The sequence below is a fragment of the Psychrobacter sp. P11F6 genome, from assembly GCF_001435295.1.
GTDB lineage: Bacteria > Pseudomonadota > Gammaproteobacteria > Pseudomonadales > Moraxellaceae > Psychrobacter.
In genome coordinates this window covers 2,641,332-2,658,545 of record NZ_CM003594.1, presented here as the reverse complement: position 1 = coordinate 2,658,545, position 17,214 = coordinate 2,641,332, and the positions used below count along the sequence as shown (strand labels likewise).

At 41.9% G+C, this 17,214-nt stretch carries 15 protein-coding genes; 10 read left to right on the top strand and 5 right to left on the bottom strand.

What is annotated here, in order from left to right:
• Nucleotides 1-109: 109 nt before the first annotated feature.
• The 4 genes from AK822_RS10910 to AK822_RS10895 form a co-directional block, all read right to left on the bottom strand.
• On the bottom strand, nucleotides 110-922 hold the full coding sequence (locus tag AK822_RS10910; protein WP_060491661.1) for a MipA/OmpV family protein: 813 nt from the start codon (nucleotides 920-922) through the stop codon (nucleotides 110-112).
• 230 nt (nucleotides 923-1,152) lie between these two features.
• On the bottom strand, nucleotides 1,153-2,127 hold the full coding sequence (locus AK822_RS10905) for a rhomboid family intramembrane serine protease (RefSeq protein ID WP_060491660.1): 975 nt from the start codon (nucleotides 2,125-2,127) through the stop codon (nucleotides 1,153-1,155).
• Between the two features lie 157 nt (nucleotides 2,128-2,284).
• Nucleotides 2,285-3,472, bottom strand: a complete 1,188-nt coding sequence (locus tag AK822_RS10900) for an alpha-hydroxy acid oxidase (RefSeq protein ID WP_060491659.1) — start codon at nucleotides 3,470-3,472, stop codon at nucleotides 2,285-2,287.
• 36 nt (nucleotides 3,473-3,508) lie between these two features.
• The gene (locus tag AK822_RS10895; protein ID WP_060491658.1) at nucleotides 3,509-3,826 is read right to left on the bottom strand and encodes a glutaredoxin family protein; all 318 of its coding nucleotides are present in this window, start codon (nucleotides 3,824-3,826) and stop codon (nucleotides 3,509-3,511) included.
• Nucleotides 3,827-4,047: 221 nt separating this feature from the next.
• Here AK822_RS10895 and mtgA point away from each other — a divergent pair, with 221 nt between their 5' ends.
• The 7 genes from mtgA (at nucleotide 4,048) to AK822_RS10865 (ending at nucleotide 9,659) form a co-directional block, all read left to right on the top strand.
• Nucleotides 4,048-4,734, top strand: coding sequence for a monofunctional biosynthetic peptidoglycan transglycosylase (gene mtgA, locus AK822_RS10890; protein WP_045453173.1), 687 nt, complete (start codon nucleotides 4,048-4,050; stop codon nucleotides 4,732-4,734).
• 224 nt (nucleotides 4,735-4,958) lie between these two features.
• On the top strand, nucleotides 4,959-7,166 hold the full coding sequence (gene ppk1 / locus AK822_RS10885) for a polyphosphate kinase 1 (protein ID WP_060491657.1): 2,208 nt from the start codon (nucleotides 4,959-4,961) through the stop codon (nucleotides 7,164-7,166).
• Nucleotides 7,167-7,520: 354 nt separating this feature from the next.
• The gene (locus AK822_RS15015) at nucleotides 7,521-7,691 is read left to right on the top strand and encodes a hypothetical protein (RefSeq protein ID WP_167541676.1); all 171 of its coding nucleotides are present in this window, start codon (nucleotides 7,521-7,523) and stop codon (nucleotides 7,689-7,691) included.
• A 138-nt stretch (nucleotides 7,692-7,829) separates the two neighbouring features.
• A complete protein-coding gene (locus AK822_RS10880) occupies nucleotides 7,830-8,582 on the top strand; it encodes an IS5 family transposase (RefSeq protein WP_060490363.1) in 753 nt (250 codons plus the stop codon).
• A gap of 45 nt (nucleotides 8,583-8,627) precedes the next feature.
• Complete coding sequence (locus AK822_RS10875) at nucleotides 8,628-8,879, top strand: hypothetical protein (protein ID WP_055125157.1); 252 nt, start codon at nucleotides 8,628-8,630, stop codon at nucleotides 8,877-8,879.
• Nucleotides 8,880-9,003: 124 nt separating this feature from the next.
• Nucleotides 9,004-9,402, top strand: a complete 399-nt coding sequence (locus tag AK822_RS10870; RefSeq protein ID WP_060491656.1) for a hypothetical protein — start codon at nucleotides 9,004-9,006, stop codon at nucleotides 9,400-9,402.
• A gap of 53 nt (nucleotides 9,403-9,455) precedes the next feature.
• On the top strand, nucleotides 9,456-9,659 hold the full coding sequence (locus AK822_RS10865) for a hypothetical protein (protein WP_060491655.1): 204 nt from the start codon (nucleotides 9,456-9,458) through the stop codon (nucleotides 9,657-9,659).
• Nucleotides 9,660-9,814: 155 nt separating this feature from the next.
• Here the strand turns inward: AK822_RS10865 and AK822_RS10860 are convergent, their stop codons facing one another.
• Nucleotides 9,815-10,510, bottom strand: a complete 696-nt coding sequence (locus AK822_RS10860; protein ID WP_205628085.1) for a MiaE family protein — start codon at nucleotides 10,508-10,510, stop codon at nucleotides 9,815-9,817.
• Between the two features lie 681 nt (nucleotides 10,511-11,191).
• Here AK822_RS10860 and AK822_RS10855 point away from each other — a divergent pair.
• From AK822_RS10855 to AK822_RS10845, 3 genes are all read left to right on the top strand, one after another.
• Nucleotides 11,192-13,390, top strand: a complete 2,199-nt coding sequence (locus tag AK822_RS10855) for a malate synthase G (RefSeq protein ID WP_060491654.1) — start codon at nucleotides 11,192-11,194, stop codon at nucleotides 13,388-13,390.
• A gap of 733 nt (nucleotides 13,391-14,123) precedes the next feature.
• Nucleotides 14,124-15,206 carry a porin gene (locus AK822_RS10850; protein ID WP_060491653.1) on the top strand — a complete coding sequence of 361 codons (1,083 nt, stop codon included), beginning with the start codon at nucleotides 14,124-14,126 and terminating at the stop codon, nucleotides 15,204-15,206.
• 195 nt (nucleotides 15,207-15,401) lie between these two features.
• Nucleotides 15,402-17,036: a CTP synthase gene (locus AK822_RS10845; protein ID WP_060491652.1), complete on the top strand. Its 1,635-nt coding sequence runs from the start codon at nucleotides 15,402-15,404 to the stop codon at nucleotides 17,034-17,036.
• The last annotated feature ends 178 nt before the right edge of the window (nucleotides 17,037-17,214 follow it).

Sequence of the window (17,214 nt, the reverse complement as noted above, 5' to 3'; positions counted from 1 at the left end):
CTATATACTTTATCGGTTTACTGGGTGCGCTTTGTATCTACATTTAAAGCTAAAAAAGACCTTACCACACGATGTAGTAAGGTCTTTTTTAATAATAATCTAAGCTGAATTAAAACTTATACAGCAAACCAAGCGTCGAGGTTGACTCAGTACGCGAGTCAACCATTGGGCTATCGTATTGTTCATTCGGCAAATAGCTTAAGCTTTGATTGGCAAACAATGCCCAACGTTCATTGAAATCATAGTTGGCACTAATGTTAACGTAAGGATTTAAGCTCGAATTGGACTTATAAGCCGCGACGCCTGTTTCCGCTGACTCTTTTTCGCTGACGCCATAATAGTATTCATTATAGTCAGCATCGTTGTATTCAAAACCAATGCTTGGATAGACCGTTAGCTTGTCTTTTGTAATTCTAGCAAGATACGTCAAGCGAGCTGTGTTACCACCGCTACGGTCTAAAACATCAGTCGCGATTTGAGCACGGAAACCACCAACGGGCGTGCGGCGCAAATAAGTAAGACCAGCAGCGACTGACGCTTCACGCTCATCAAGACCTTGTAATGCGCCTCTAGCATCATCAGGATCGAAATCGTTGCCAGCGAGCTGAGCATAAGCCGACAGCTGATTTTTGCCATCATTAATGATATAAGCACCCGCTTGGGCGCCGCGCACATAGAATCTATTGTTGTCATAAAACGCGCCCGGCAATACACGTACATCAAGGCTGTCTTCCATATCGTAGGCTGAGTTGACGGCTATGACGTTGACGCCTACGCTTAATACAGCGTCTTGGTCAGTAGGTAAATTGTCCTTAAAAAGTGCAGCATTGGACATACTGGCGACACTAAATAACGCGGTAGCCGTTAATGCGCTAAGCATGACGCGCGTAGAAATATGAGGTAGCGCTACAGGTTTAAACATAATAAAGTCTCATAAATGGATGAAATAATTGGGGGCAATCGTGTATAGTCAAGGAGTCTTAGAATCGCTACAAGGCGACCGACCGCAGATAGTAAACTCAGTACATCTAGGGCGGGTAACACCGTAGCGGTTTAAAAGTACTCTGACTTATAGCAAGAAGCGAGTAAGAAAAACCTAACCAGTAAGCTGTTATCATGAACTATTTAGCAATGATAAATAACTATGAAGGTTTACTCAATGGTTTTTAATACTTGTAGTATTTGATCATGAATATCTTGCCACCACCAAATAAAGCCAATGCTAATCAGTAGCATCATTAGCCATGGTAGTAATTGCCAAATAAGGATAGATTTGGTCGGTGTTTCTTGTTCACTAAGGTGGCTGTGATTAGCATGAGTATTTAAGTGTGATTTTACAGCAGAGTCGGGGTGGAAACTGCTGTTATTGTCAAAATCAGCATTATTAAAGTGCTCGTTATTAGCAGAAGAGTCAGTATCGCTGCTTACTGGAAAATTGATATAAGTCGTTCGATAACGGTCTTCATAAGTAGCTGGGTTAGGCGTATTCTGTAACGCTATTGTCATACGCTGACGGTAGGCGACTGCGAACGCCAGTGCAATCACTAAGCCAGTCACCGCGCCGCCGATATGCCCTGCATTATCGATACCCGGTACGGCGAAACCATAAACAAGGTTGATGCCCATGATAAATATCAAGCTTTTAAGATTGAGTACCATCCCATTGACCGATATTTTAAACAGTGCGGCTATTAATAGTGCTGCGCCGATACCCATGATGCCACCTGACGCCCCAGCCGATAGACCCGGTTGACCAGTTCCTTCTACAATACTGTGCCACGTGACATAGTTATTCAGTAAGTTGCCCCCGATCGCCGCCAGTAAAAACAATGCCAAAAACTTGGCTGAGCCAAACATCGGCTCGGCAATCTGCCCAAAGAAATACATGGCAAATCCATTAAACAATAAATGCATCAAGCCGATGTGTAAAAAGGCACTGCTGACCAAGCGCCACGGCTCATCACCCATGGTAAATGGCAATGCATTGGCACCCCATTTTAAGAGCGCCTCAGTCGATGGATTATTGGCATCGACGCCTGTCAGTACTTGCATGATGAATAACCCAATAAAGCTGGCTAGTAACAGCGTGGTGACAGGGGCTGTTTTTAATAATTGTTGAATGGTCATAAAGGTGAGATATCATTAGAATGTTATAAATAGAGTATAAAGGGTATGGTCAAATAATGTCATACATCTGCATGACATTATGATTTAACGACTAGTACTCTTAAACGACTAGTACTCTTAATAGTGGATCGTTTTAACGACCGTTTTAATGACATGTTTAACGATTAGCAACTTTGAGGTTCTCATAAATGCCTTTTACCAATATATCAGTGGTGACATTATTGATATCAGTGTGACCACAGAATGCCATCGATAGATCGCATTCTTTATGGATGATTTCCAGCGCACGTCGCACGCCATCTTCGCCATAAGCGCCCAGACCGTAAAGAAAAGCGCGACCAATCATCGTGCCTTTTGCACCCAATGCGCGCGCTTTTAGTACATCCTGACCCGAGCGAATACCGCTGTCTAACCACACCTCGATATCGCTATCTTCAGCATGCACAGCTTGTACGATATCGGATAGGGCAGAAATGGAGGAGAGGGCGCCATCTAATTGACGACCACCGTGGTTTGAGACGACCAGTGCATCGGCACCGCTACGAGCAGCCATAATGGCATCTTCAGGTTCCATGATACCTTTAATAATTAATTTGCCGCCCCACATATCTTTGATGCGTGCCACGTCATCCCAGCTCAAGCGCGGATCAAATTGCTCTTCCGTCCAAGCGGTGAGAGAAGATAAGTCATCGACGCCTTTCGCATGACCGACGATATTGCCAAAGCTATGACGTTTGGTGCCCAGCATATTCATACACCACTGAGGCTTGGTCATCAAGTTGACGATATTGGCAAGTGTAGGTCTAGGCGGTGCAGACAAGCCATTTTTGATGTCCTTATGGCGCTGTCCCAGCACTTGTAAATCCGCGGTAAGAATCAACGCCGAACAATTGGCATCTTTCGCCCGTTGAATGAGATTGGCCACATAGTCATGATCGCGCATCACATATAGCTGAAACCAAAAGGGCTTGCTGGTATGAGTGGCAATATCTTCGATAGAGCAGATACTCATGGTCGATAGCGAAAACGGTATGCCGAATTTTTCTGCTGCCCGCGCGGCATGAATCTCACCATCCGCCCACATCATACCGGTAAAGCCAGTGGGCGCGATGGCGACGGGCATTTTTACCTCTTCGCCAATCATGTGGGTTGCTAGACTGCGATTGTCCATATCTACCAATACTCGCTGGCGTAACTTGATACGGTCAAAGTCGGTTTCATTGCTACGATAAGTCGTCTCAGTCCATGAGCCTGAATCGACATAATCATAAAACATACGCGGTACTTTACGTTCGGCAACGCGGCGCAGGTCTTCAATTTCAGTGATTTTGCTCAAATTTTTCATTATGTTCTCACTACATCGTTTTTTATTGTAGGCTTGCTATGATTGTATGAAAAGTTGCTGTAAATCCATGACTGAAAATGGATAGTTTAATCGTGTTGATGGTGTCAAAATCACCGGAATAGTGGTGGCAAATTCCATCATCAATGGTTCATCGAAATGTGCGATATCGACCTGTTGATAGGTAATCGGCTGTACGGCTTGAAATTGAATCAGCACTTGCTTCGCGATGTCGCACAAATGACAGCCAGACGTTCCAAGTAGCCACCATTTATCATTATTTTCAGCATGACCAAGATCGGGGTTTGCAGCAACCATACGTTCCCGTAAGGCTTTTATATTATTATCATCGTACATATTTATTCTCTTGTCTTAATACTTGTCACAAAGTTTCGGTTTTTAGGACTTCGATTGCCAGCATAAATACAGCCTGATTTTTTTACGTAGACTCTATGGCATGATAAAGAAGTGGGGTAAATAATGACAGCGATTGTGAGATTAGGTAAGATGACCTGCTGTTTTTAATTACTGGCTCTTCAGCTCATCTTATTACCTTTTCAATCACTTGGATATCGCGCATGGCAAGTTTTGGCAAATTTTTCAAACGATTATTGATGGCAATCATGCTATTGGTCGTTGCATTTCATGTATTAGTTGCTGGGCTACTATTAATTTGGAAAACGCAGCCGATTAATAACAGCATGTTTATGCTGACTCATCGTTTGACGGGCGGTACTGTCACCCAAACTTGGGCTGAATACGATGCCATCGCAAAATCTGCCAAACAAGCCGCGATAGTGAGTGAGGATTCGACATTTAGTCAGCATAATGGTTTTGATTTCAAAGGCATTGAGGCGGCACGTAAGAAAAATGAAGAGACGGGTAAGATGTCCGCTGGTGGCTCGACGATTACCCAGCAGCTAGCAAAAAACTTATTTTTGACCTCGCATCGCTCGTATGTTCGTAAAATTGAGGAAGCGATTATCACTGTCATGATTGAGACATTATGGGACAAGCAGCGTATCTTGACTGCTTATCTCAATGTGGCAGAGTTTGGCAATGGTATTTATGGTATCGAAGCAGCCGCTCAGCATTACTTTGATAAATCTGCTGCCAAGCTGAACCGTGATGAATCAGCCTTACTTATCGCTATGTTGACCAATCCAAAATACTACGAAGACAATCAGGGTGATAGACGTTTACGCAATAAACAACGTATTATCAAAAAGCGCATGAGCAATGCGGTGTTACCACAATCGGCTTAATGGATTGTACCTATGACCATTTAATAAATAGCGCTGTGTTTTTGAATGATAGTTTTAAGTGACGGTTTTAAGTGATAGTTTTGAATGGCAGTTTCAAGTGATAGTTTCGAGTAGTAATGGATGAAAAAAGAACCCTGATAAATTTCTTAGTGAAAAAGCGATTATAAAAGACAATTGGTATTGAAGATGATGGCGTATCGATAACGCAAAGGAGTAGTGACGTGATGGATGTGAATAATAAGCAGGACACTGATAGCAATAATACAGTGATAGCAGTTGATAATAAAAGCCATACAGAGAGTCGCAATGACAATTTAACTGAGGTTGCATGGCAGCGTTCAGAAGACGGCAGCTATTCACCCAGCAGTTATATCAATCGCGACTTGTCTTTATTACAGTTTCATTTACGTGTCTTAGCGCAGGCAGCAAGTCCTCGTCATCCGCTACTTGAGCGCTTGTTTTTCTTGATTATTTTCTCATCGAATATTGATGAGTTTTTTGAGATTCGTGTCGCAGGCATTATGCAAAAGCTCAATATGGGTGATGTCTCGACCAGTGTTCATGGCATGCGTCCCAGTGAAGTGCTGAATGAGATATCTACCGTAATGCACGACGCCATCGCTGAGCAATATCGTATTCTCAATGAAGATATCTTACCAGCACTGGCGCTTGAGGATATCCGTTATCTAAAACGCGACGAGCTAAATGCTGAGCAGTCGGCATGGATGAAGCGCTACTTCACTGAGCAAGTATCGCCAGTGTTGACACCGATTAGCATCGATCCGGCGCATCCGTTTCCGCGTTTGGTCAATAAGAGCTTAAACTTTATCGCTACTTTAGAAGGTAAAGATGCCTTTGGTCGTGATATCAATCTAGCGATTGTGCCCGCACCGCGCAGTTTGCCGCGCGTGATTCGCCTGCCTGATGAGCTGACAGGTGGCAAAGAGCATCACGTCATGCTCTCAGCTATTATTCATGAGCATATCGGTGAGCTGTTCCCTGGGATGAGTGTGACGGGCTGCCATCAGTTTAGACTGACGCGCAATGCCGATTTAGATTTGGCTGATGATGTTGAAGATATTGCTAAGGCTCTGGAGGGCGAGCTAGAAAACCGCCGCTTCGGTGATAAAGTGCGGCTAGAAGTCACCACCGATTGTCCAACGCCTATCAGTGATTATTTGCTTAATGAATTTGAGCTGCATGACAATCAGCTGTACCGCGTCAATGGTCCTGTCAACTTAACGCGCTTATTGTTTGATTTCAATATTCCAGCGCTGCGCTATCAGCCCTTTACCCATGTGGTGCCAAAAGAGTTCCGTCGTGAGATGGATAAGCTGGACAAAGCAACCAGTATGTTTGCCGCCATGCGTAAAAGCGATGTGCTAGTGCATCATCCTTTTCATGCGTTTTCACCGATTATCAATCTGCTTTGGCAAGCGGCGAGCGATCCAAAAGTGTTAGCGATTAAGCAGACATTGTACCGCTCAGGCACCAATTCAGAAATCGTTAAAGCATTGGCTGCTGCTGCTCGTAATGGTAAAGAAGTCACTGCCGTCATCGAGCTGCGTGCGCGTTTCGATGAAGCCTCTAATATCGCCGTCGCCAATTATTTGCAAGAAGCGGGTGCGGTCGTCGTGTACGGGATTGTCGGCTATAAAACCCACGCCAAGCTGATGCTTATTGTGCGCCGTGAGGATGATCGAATCCGCCGCTATGTGCATTTAGGGACGGGCAACTATCATGCCGCCAATGCCAAAGTTTATACCGATTATGGTTTATTTAGCGCAGATCCTGATATCTCAGAGGATGTACATAATATATTTCAAGAGCTGACGGGAATGGGTAAGCCTGCCAATCTCAAAAAGCTGCTGCATGCGCCTTTTACCTTGCATGATAAGTTGATAAGTTTTATCGATGATGAAATTGCTCATGCGAAAGCCGGCAAGCGCGCTCATATTATCGTTAAGGTTAACGCTTTAACCGAACGTCGATTGATTAGCAAGTTATATGATGCCTCGCAAGCAGGCGTCAAAATCGAGCTCATTTTACGCTCCATGTGTTGTTTGCGTCCGCAAGTAAAAGGTCTGTCAGAAAACATTACTGTACGCTCTGTTATTGGGCGTTTTTTAGAGCATACGCGTGTTTATTATTTCTATAATAATGGCGACGAACGCTTATATTGTGGTAGTGCAGACTGGATGGATCGTAATTTATTCCATCGCGTCGAAGTGGCGTTTCCAATCGAAGACAAAAAACTGTTTAAACAAGTATATCAAGACGGTTTACTTAACTATCTGAAAGACAATACCCAAGCGTGGATACTTAGCTGTGATGGTGCTTGGCAGCAGCTGCAACCAGCCGCAGGTGAAACGCCGCATACCGCTCAAGAGTATTTATTAAAAGTGATTAATGGCGTTGATGCATCAAGCTAGCTTAATATTTCAACGACATCTTCAAAGCGATAAAGACGTCTTTACAATCAATAAATATCAAGCAAAATACCAAGTATAGAGTACTTTCTATGCTTGGTTTTTTTTGGATAAACGATTTGTCTAAGTTACAAACTGTCTTGTAACCTCACATTTATTCACATATTGATACGGCAGCACACTGGTGCAGTCCGTCATCTCATCCTTATAATCAAGGTCAGACCTCACGCTATTATTAAACGGATTTGATAGTGTAATAAATAATTAGCACTCTAGTAATTCATGCAAAATTGATCGTATTACTAAAAAGAGTAGGGACTGCCTAAATCAACGAATTATAAAAATAGGAAACACCTCATGAGCAATACCGATAACGACACATCAGATATCAAAAAAGCTGCTGAGCAAGCAGATAGTCAGCAAATTGCGCGGAATCTCAAAGATAATAAAGCGGTCGATGTGCCTGAGGCATTAAATAAAGACGAGCAAACTTCTTTTATTGAAGATGATTTACGTACGGATAAATGATAAATAAGTTGTGATATAAACATTTAGATTAACTTATTTTATCTATTAGGGCGTGTTGAACATTGGGAATAAAATAGTAGCAAAAAAATAGCAAACGGTTAGTCTTTAAGTTCTCACACAAAAAAGACATCGTTTGCTATGCCTCGTACAATGCTCAAAGATCAACACTGGACAAGACTAAGACCTATATTACTAGAACTTAATATCTATGACAAAGGGAATCTTAGACAAACCTTTGAAGGCGTATTATATCGGATGCGTGTTGGCTGTCCTTGGCGTGATCTGCCACCTTACTTTGGTAAGCCTAATACCGTCTACAAGGCTTATCAGCGCTGGTTTCGTAGCAATAAACTGATTGCACTGTTCGCTTTATTAACTAAAGACTCAGACTGTGAATGGGTGTTTATCGATGGCACACACATTAAAGCACATCAGCACAGTAATGGTAGCAATGAGGTGGAACAAGCCATTAGTAAAAGTGTGGCAGGACGCGCAACCAAGATTCATTTAGCAGTTGATGCTCATGGCAACCCTATTACTTTTATCCTATCAGATGGCACGACTCACGATGTAAAGGTGGCTCCAGACTTAATTGATGAGATTAATTTAAGTAGTACAGACATACTATGTGCCGATAAGGGCTATGATTCTGATCCACTGCGAGCGCATATTGAACGAGCAGGTTGCTTCAATAATATTCCTCGAAAACAGAATACTAAGTCCACCAATAACCATATGGACTGGCACTTGTACAAGGCTCGACACTTAGTAGAAAATGCTTTTGCTAAGTTAAAAAACTACAGGGCGGTTGCAACTAGATTTGATAAGCTCAAGCAAAGTTATGAGAATACGGTGGCTCTCGCTTGTGCTTATCTTTGGTTGAAACTTTGAATGTTCAACACGCCCTAATGACATATTGATGCGAGGGAAACTGCAATGCCAAATAATACTCATCCAAATCACGAAGAAGCGGTACCAGTTCGTGATCCAGCCGCCTTACACCCAGACAATGCACAAGACAGTTATGAAGGTCGTAAGCACGAACCTAATATCGATGGCCCACAACAAGAGTCGCAAGAAACCGACGAGATATATGTTGACCCTCGTAAAGAAGAGAATTTACCCGCTGGTGGCAAGAACGTCGCAGATTTGAATGCCTATGACCTAAGCCAAGAAGGCAATGAATAGTACGGCTTACAGGCTAGGTTGAGTTGGGTATTAAATTAGGCTCACCATTTGCTAAACCGCCATCAAAACTCTAAGCACATTAAGCAATTGCCAAAACACGAATAACAATAATAAGGATATAGCCATGCAAACCAATGACCCAGCACTCACCAAGACACGCATCAGTGAAAATGATGACTTAATTGATAGTCATGATTCTGCTAATAGCTTCTCTAGTAGTCCTACTTCTAATGACAAGGAGCATAGTGATACTGATAGTGGCATTGAAAAGAACATCACTGAAAATAAAGGAACGGATACTTTCAAAGAAGGCGTCGTCAACTCAGAGCATGTCAATGATAATGACAACCCTGCACGTCAGCCTGATCGCCGAGACCAAGAAGGTAACGCCTTTGATGATGGCGTGAATGAGCATACGATGGTTAGCGAGACATCCAAAAGCGAAGGTATTAACAACATGAATCGTTATGCAAATATCGATAATGCCCAAACGCGAGTGTTAAATCCTGATGAAAAAGATTAATTACAGATTTTTTTATCTTTATAGAATGACTATTATGATAATAAGGAGTAATGATGAATACGCCAGATGACAAGGCTGTCAACCAAGAAGACCATCAGTTAAGAGATGCGAACGATAACCATGGCATCGTACCTGATGATGCGCTACAAAGAGTCAATCCAGCAGCGGCAGAAAGGGCAACCAATGATCACGATCCTCATCATGTTGCGAAGGATAGTAAACAGTACGACAGCTCATTAATGAAAGATGATAAATAACCATTCATTCTGCTATAACGAAGTTCAAATAAAAAGCTAATAAGTGAAGCAGCAGACCAGAGCATTAAACTTGGCTAGTTACTTCACTTATTGTCTGTATAATTTTTACTGTATAAGAGGGTATATAATATAAAGTGATGCCTAATCTTACGTATTTAAGCAGGTGTGCCGCTATGAAAGCGTAGCTCATGATCTGGGCTAGAAATCAGTTCTGCTTCTACTTCTTTAAAAAATGCGACACGCTCATCAATACTGTCCTCAGACAGTGATTGAGCCAAGGCTAAATAATCCTCAAAGTGACGACTCTCTGACTTAAGTAAGTAGCGATAATACTTTGCCAAACGTTCGTCGTCGATGACTTCAGCAAGGGCGGCAAAACGTTCACAAGAGCGTGCTTCGATAAATGCGCCAATTATCAATATATCAACCATCGCTGCTGGCTCATAAGTACGTTTTTGTTTTAGCATGCCTTTGGCATAACGTCCGGCACTCAGATATTTCCACGCCTGACCACGGTCATTCATAATACCTAAGACTTGCTCATAATGCAGCATTTCTTCACGTATCAATTGTGCCAATTTACGCTGCAAATCATAAGAAAACTCATAGCGGAATATGAGATTCATGGCAGTGCCAGCGGCTTTTTTTTCGCAATTCGCATGATCTTGAATGATCAGTGGTACATTTGCAATAGCCGCATCAACCCAAGCTTGCGTTGTGCGCGCACCCAAAAAACTATAAACAGCAGATAGGTCAACCTTGATCGGGGTGCGTAGCTTTGTGATATCGACATCGTCCTCTTCTATCTCGTCTTTTACTATACGAGGTTCTTTTATATTGCTGTCGTTCATAACTTTGTCGTTACTGTTCTTGGTTCTTATATCTTCTTTATTCATAGTTTTTGCCATAATCGAACGTTTAAAAGGTCTCTTTTTAATATTAAATAGATAACGGTTAAGCATAAATCTATGGAGTAATGATTACTGACAGTTTGTCTATGCTATATCAAGTATTGATCGATAAGCACTAATAAAGCCTCTTAGCGCTTGTGTCATATAGGTTATCATTATAATACAACCCCAGTATTTATCTAGTGAATGATGTTTTCTTGTTTATTTCTTTATTTGATAGTAGGATGATATTTTGCTTAAGCGCTATTTTGTCTTACTATTGATGTGTTGCCATATTGTGTTGTCGCAGTGATGATGCTTGCCAATGTTATGCAGTTGAAACCGTTTACAGTAGGTGCAAGGCAACCGAGCTCAAATCGTACACTGAGCACATTAAGCAAGGTTGATACCATCATCCGTTATAAATGCTTTGACCATGCTAATGGCTAAAGCGGCAAAATATAGGTTAATAGCATAGCATAAATAGTTAATTCGCTAATCACCACAAGCTTGTATGATATATCAGTAGGTTTGCTTAGTATTTCATCTAAATTTGGAATAGATGTCTAAGACCGACAATGTGTAATCATTGCGGTAGCAACTTCGTATTCACACCCCTCACGAACAGATAAGGATAACAACATGAGCCAGTCTTCTAACGCGAATCGTATTCAAAAAGGCATTCTTGCCATCGACCAGCAATTGTATGACTTTATTGAAAACGAAGTGCTGCCGAAAGTCGGTGTTGATTCAGACAGTTATTGGTCAGGTTTTGAAAAGGTCATTAAAGAGTTTACGCCGCGCAATAAAGCATTGCTCGCAACTCGTGACAAGATTCAAGCGCAGATTGACCAGTGGCACCTGCAACATCCTGCCAAAGACGGAAACATTGATTATCCTGCTTACAAAGCATTCTTACAAGAGATTGGCTATCTGTTGCCAGAAGGCGATGATTTTAAAGTTAGCACAGAAAATGTCGATGACGAGATTGCTCATATTGCAGGCCCGCAGTTGGTCGTACCAGTACGTAATGCGCGCTACGCATTGAACGCAACCAACGCTCGTTGGGGCAGCTTGTATGATGCTTTATATGGTACTGACGTTATCAGTGACGAAAATGGTCAAGAAGCAAAAGGTGGTTACAACCCAACTCGCGGTGCTGCTGTCGTTGCTTATGCCAAACAATTCCTAGATGAAAACTTTGCCTTGGTGTCAGGTTCATATAACGATGCGACCGGCTTTAAAGTGGTCGATGGTAAGCTTAAAATTGTCCAAGGTGATAGCAGTACTGAGCTAAAAGATGCCGAAAAATTCGTTGGTTTCGTCGGTGATGCAGAAAGCCCAACGGGTATTTTATTAAAAAACAACGGTTTGCATGCAGAGATTCAAATAGATGCCAATCATCCAGTCGGTAAAGACGACCCTGCACATATCAAAGATGTGCTGCTTGAGTCAGCTATTACGGCAATTCAAGACTGTGAAGACTCAATCGCTGCCGTCGATGCAGAAGAAAAAGTAGAAGTGTATCGCAATTGGCTTGGTCTCATGAATGGTGATTTGATAGAAACCTTTGAAAAAGGTGGCAAAACCCGCACACGTCAGCAAAACCCAGATCGTGAATACACCACCCCAGATGGTGGTAAGCTTATCCTGCCAGGTCGTTCATTATTACTGATTCGTAACGTCGGTCACCTCATGCAAAACCCTGCAATATTGGTCGACTTGGGTGATGGTCAAGAACAAATATTTGAAGGCTTAATGGATGGCTTGATTACACCACTATTAACGCTCAATGACCTTAAAGGTAAAAATGCGCTATCGAATTCACGTAAAGGTTCAATGTATATCGTTAAACCAAAAATGCATGGTCCTGAAGAAGTAAAAATGGCCAACGATTTATTCAACGCAGTAGAAGACTTATTAGGCTTAGAGCGTAATACCATCAAAATCGGTATCATGGATGAAGAGCGCCGCATGACGGTCAACTTGAAAGAAGCCATCCGCCAAGCGAAAGAGCGTGTCATTTTCATCAACACAGGTTTCTTAGATCGTACTGGTGATGAGATGCATACCAGCATGAATGCAGGTCCATTTGTACCTAAGGGTGAGATGAAGTCACAAGTATGGCAGCCAGCTTATGAGCAGTGGAACGTTGATATCGGTTTAGAGACTGGTCTACAGGGTGTTGCTCAAATTGGTAAAGGCATGTGGGCGAAGCCTGACGAGATGAAAGAGATGATGGATACCAAAGCTGCACATCCTAAGTCTGGAGCCAGTACCGCATGGGTACCATCACCAACAGGGGCAACCTTGCACAGCATGCACTATCATCAAGTGAGCGTTGCTGAGGTACAAGACAGTCTAAAATCACGTGAGCGTGCCAGCTTAGACGACATTTTGACCATTCCATTAGCAAAAAATACCAATTGGACTGATGAAGAGAAACAGCAAGAGCTAGACAATAATGCTCAGGGCATCTTAGGATATGTCGTGCGTTGGGTAAACCAAGGCGTTGGTTGTTCTAAAGTACCGGATATCAATGATGTGGGTCTAATGGAAGACCGTGCGACTTTACGTATCTCAAGTCAACATATTGCCAACTGGTTGCATCACGATGTCGTGAGCGAGCAGCAAGTGATGGATACGATGAAGCGTATGGCAAAAGTGGTAGATGAGCAAAATGTAGGCGATAGTGACTATCAGCCAATGGCAGGTAACTTTGACAACTCTTATGCATTCAAAGCCGCCTGTGACTTAGTGTTTAAAGGTCGCGAGCAGCCGAGTGGCTATACTGAGCCATTATTACATCAGGCACGCCTTGATCTAAAAGCAGGCTGTTGATATTGTGCAGGTTAACATTAAAATATGGCATACTTGACATTCTATTATGATACTGTCATGACTAAATGAGGCTTGTTATTGGCTTTTATACTTAATAAGAAGTCTGTGATAGCCATTGACTAAGGTTATAGTCTGGAAACAAGAGCAGTGAAAATCCCTTTTTTACTGTTCTTGTAGCAATTTTCCGATCTCAATTGTGACTGTCAGTATGTCATAAATCACATTTATTATTTTCTATTAGCCCTATTTGTTAATGAACAAGTAGGGCTTTATTTTTGTTAATTAAAGGATATTGATTACGCTAGTTTCAAGTTCTTAGTAATTATATTAATCAATAATATCTTTATCTATTTGAGCGGATAGGGATTTTTTTACAATGACCTACATTCTATAGTAGATATGGCATTCAACAAATACTGGGTTTAAAAATCTAAAAAAAATGTTGCAAATTATGTCAAAGTTGTTATGCTTGTATTCGAAGTATGAGTTTGGTAACGGATGTTACGCAACGGAGCGATAAAGACCTAAGATTACATGGCAGTTACTTTTTAATCCCAGTTATGTAAGTCATTGTTTTTTTCATCTTACTGTAATAGAACTTCGCCACACTTGTTTCTGACTAATCTCGGTAGCCAGTTACACATTATATCTTTGAGGATTTGTGACGATACCATTATGAGCACCAGCTAATAATAGCTAGCTTATTACTAAAATTGTAAAGTGGAGATACCCCATGAAAAAACTACTTTTAGCTACAGCAGTTGCTGCCCTATCTGTATCTGCAGCCAATGCAGCACCAACTGTTTATGGTAAAGCATTCTTAGCTGCCGACTACGTTAATGCTGAATATAATTCAGTTGGTAATGTAAATGACTTTGATGAAGATACAATAGAAATCAACTCTCATTCTTCACGTTTAGGTTTCAAAGGCTCTGAAGCCATGACTGCTAATACTGATGTTATTTATCAATTAGAGTATGGCACAAGCATCGATGGTGATAATGATACTTTCTCTAACCGTGATACATACCTAGGTATTAATAACAAACAATTCGGTGAGTTCCGTGTTGGTAAAAACCAATCTAGCCTAGACAAAATTAACAACGTTGTTGTTAACGAAGGCTATTGGGATAACATGGGTACGAATGAAATGGAAGACGACGTTGTTGAAGCGTTGAATATGGCTGATAGTGGTCGTATTAATAGCTCAGTGATCTGGGCTGCACCAAAATACAATAACCTACCATTAGAATTGTATGCTATGTATAGCTCTGATGATGATAATTTCAACAATGATGCGGGCTTCGGTGTTGCAATGATGTTTGACCAAGGTACAGGCTTCACTGCTGGTGTGGCTTATGACAAAGACCAAAACATCAATGGTGATATCATCCGTGGTACTGCAACTGTAGACTTAGGAAAATACATCGCAGCCCCTATAACACTCGGTGCTTTGTATCAGGTTGCAGATTATGACTTTACTGGTTCTGAAAAAGAAAAAGGTCTAGTTGTGAGTGCTCAAATGGCGCTAGCTAACTTTGCACGTCCAGCTTCTATTTACACTCAGTACAACAAGACTGACAATCTAGCTGGTATTGATAACGCTGAATCAGATCAGATCGTTGTTGGCGGTAAGTACTTCTTTAAAGACAATATCATCATGCATGCCTATGCTGGTATGAACAATGCTGATAACGTTAATACTATGTATAACACTGGTGTTAAAGATCCTATTACTAATAAAGACATACTTGCCAAGGTAAAAGGCGATGCTGAAGTATTCGTAGTTGGTACTGGTCTAGAATACAAATTCTAATCTAAGCATTAGAATCTGATTATAAAAACTCATCCTTCGGGGTGAGTTTTTTTTGTTATATCCTTTTTGAGTGGGTAGTGCGTTATAATAGCTAAGTACTAAAAACTGAATGTTTCAAAGAGTTTATGCTTTTGCCCTATATTTTTTGACGTATTTTTAGTAAAATCCTTCTTTACCAATTACCGACAGAGTACTATGACCAAGTTTATATTTGTGACCGGTGGGGTAGTGTCCTCACTAGGAAAAGGTATCACCGCAGCCTCTCTTGCAGCGGTCTTAGAAGCCCGTGGCGTAACCGTCACGATGACCAAGATGGATCCGTACATCAACGTCGATCCAGGTACGATGAGCCCATTCCAGCATGGCGAAGTATTCGTCACCGAAGATGGTGCAGAGACTGATTTAGATTTGGGTTACTATGAGCGCTTCTTACGCCATTCAAAAATGAGTAAGAGCAATAACTTTACTAGTGGTCGTATCTATCAAAACGTTCTAAATAAAGAACGCCGTGGTGAATATCTTGGTGGTACAGTACAAGTTATTCCACATATCACTGATGAAATTAAGAGTAAAATTTTAGCCAGTGGTGAAGGTTATGATATCGCTATTATTGAGATTGGCGGTACTGTTGGTGACATCGAATCGTTACCATTTATGGAAGCCGTCCGCCAAATGCAAGTAGAGCTTGGTCGCAATAGAGCTATGCTGATGCATTTGACGCTAGTTCCTTACATTGCTAGTGCAGGCGAAACCAAAACCAAACCAACGCAGCATTCAGTAAAAGAGCTACGTTCTATCGGTTTGCAGCCTGACATATTGATTTGCCGCTCTGATCACCACATCTCGCAAGACAACCGTCGCAAAATAGCGCTGTTCACCAATGTGGAAGAGCGTGCGGTTATTATGTGTGAAGATGCGCAAAGTATTTATCAGATTCCACGCACGCTTCATGAGCAGGATCTTGATGATTTGATCTGTGAGCGTTTTGGTTTAGATGTACCAGAAGCAGATTTGAGTGATTGGGATAAAGTGGTTGAAGCGCAGCTTAATCCTGAAATGAGCCTTACGGTAGCGATGGTTGGTAAATACGTCGAGTTACCTGATGCTTATAAGTCGATCAACGAAGCACTGCTGCATGCTGGTATCACTCATAAAGCCGATGTCAAAATTGACTATGTTGATGCTGAGCGTCTAGAAGACGATGACAGCTTATTGGCGCAGCTACACAATGCCGATGCCATCCTAGTACCGGGTGGTTTTGGTGAGCGTGGTACCAATGGTAAGATAAAAGCCATCACTTATGCTCGTGAAAATAACGTGCCATATTTAGGTATTTGCCTTGGTATGCAGCTAGCAGTGATTGAGTACGCGCGTAATGTACTCAAAATCGATGCCAACTCTTCTGAGTTTGATCGCAAAACGGCAGAGCCTATCATTGGTCTCATCACTGAGTGGTTAGATGAGCGCGGCGAATTACAGATTCGTAGCGATGACTCTGACCTTGGCGGCACCATGCGTCTAGGCGCGCAGCAAGCCGAATTGGTTGCTGGTAGCAAGCTTAGCCAAATCTATGGCGCCAAAAATATCACTGAGCGTCATCGTCATCGTTATGAGATGAACAATCGCTATATCGAGCCATTAGAGCAAGCAGGCATGACCATATCTGGTTATTCTGCCAAGCAGCATCTAGTAGAATCGGTCGAGATTGCTGATCATCCTTGGTTTGTCGCCGTACAGTTCCATCCTGAATTTACCAGCTCGCCACGCGGTGGTCATCCACTGTTCAACAGCTTTGTAAAAGCGGCTAAGAACTATAACGAAAACAAATAATCGTTAACGTATAAAAACTTACATGTATAAAAAAGACTGATCTTCGGATTGGTCTTTTTTTGCGTTTAATTTTATGACTGTGGCTATGAATGAGATTGTTTTTAAGCAATAAAAATGACAATTTTTCTAATGGTTGGTCAGCAATTACGCTTAACCCCTTTTTTTACTGAGTCTATCG

Coding starts and splice junctions, on each gene's coding strand:
- AK822_RS10910 (WP_060491661.1), bottom strand. CDS start 922: ATGTTTAAACCTGTAGCGCTACCTCATATTTCTACGCGCGTCATGCTT.
- AK822_RS10905 (WP_060491660.1), bottom strand. CDS start 2,127: ATGACCATTCAACAATTATTAAAAACAGCCCCTGTCACCACGCTGTTA.
- AK822_RS10900 (WP_060491659.1), bottom strand. CDS start 3,472: ATGAAAAATTTGAGCAAAATCACTGAAATTGAAGACCTGCGCCGCGTT.
- AK822_RS10895 (WP_060491658.1), bottom strand. CDS start 3,826: ATGTACGATGATAATAATATAAAAGCCTTACGGGAACGTATGGTTGCT.
- mtgA (WP_045453173.1), top strand. CDS start 4,048: ATGGCAAGTTTTGGCAAATTTTTCAAACGATTATTGATGGCAATCATG.
- ppk1 (WP_060491657.1), top strand. CDS start 4,959: ATGGATGTGAATAATAAGCAGGACACTGATAGCAATAATACAGTGATA.
- AK822_RS15015 (WP_167541676.1), top strand. CDS start 7,521: ATGAGCAATACCGATAACGACACATCAGATATCAAAAAAGCTGCTGAG.
- AK822_RS10880 (WP_060490363.1), top strand. CDS start 7,830: ATGCCTCGTACAATGCTCAAAGATCAACACTGGACAAGACTAAGACCT.
- AK822_RS10875 (WP_055125157.1), top strand. CDS start 8,628: ATGCCAAATAATACTCATCCAAATCACGAAGAAGCGGTACCAGTTCGT.
- AK822_RS10870 (WP_060491656.1), top strand. CDS start 9,004: ATGCAAACCAATGACCCAGCACTCACCAAGACACGCATCAGTGAAAAT.
- AK822_RS10865 (WP_060491655.1), top strand. CDS start 9,456: ATGAATACGCCAGATGACAAGGCTGTCAACCAAGAAGACCATCAGTTA.
- AK822_RS10860 (WP_205628085.1), bottom strand. CDS start 10,510: ATGAACGACAGCAATATAAAAGAACCTCGTATAGTAAAAGACGAGATA.
- AK822_RS10855 (WP_060491654.1), top strand. CDS start 11,192: ATGAGCCAGTCTTCTAACGCGAATCGTATTCAAAAAGGCATTCTTGCC.
- AK822_RS10850 (WP_060491653.1), top strand. CDS start 14,124: ATGAAAAAACTACTTTTAGCTACAGCAGTTGCTGCCCTATCTGTATCT.
- AK822_RS10845 (WP_060491652.1), top strand. CDS start 15,402: ATGACCAAGTTTATATTTGTGACCGGTGGGGTAGTGTCCTCACTAGGA.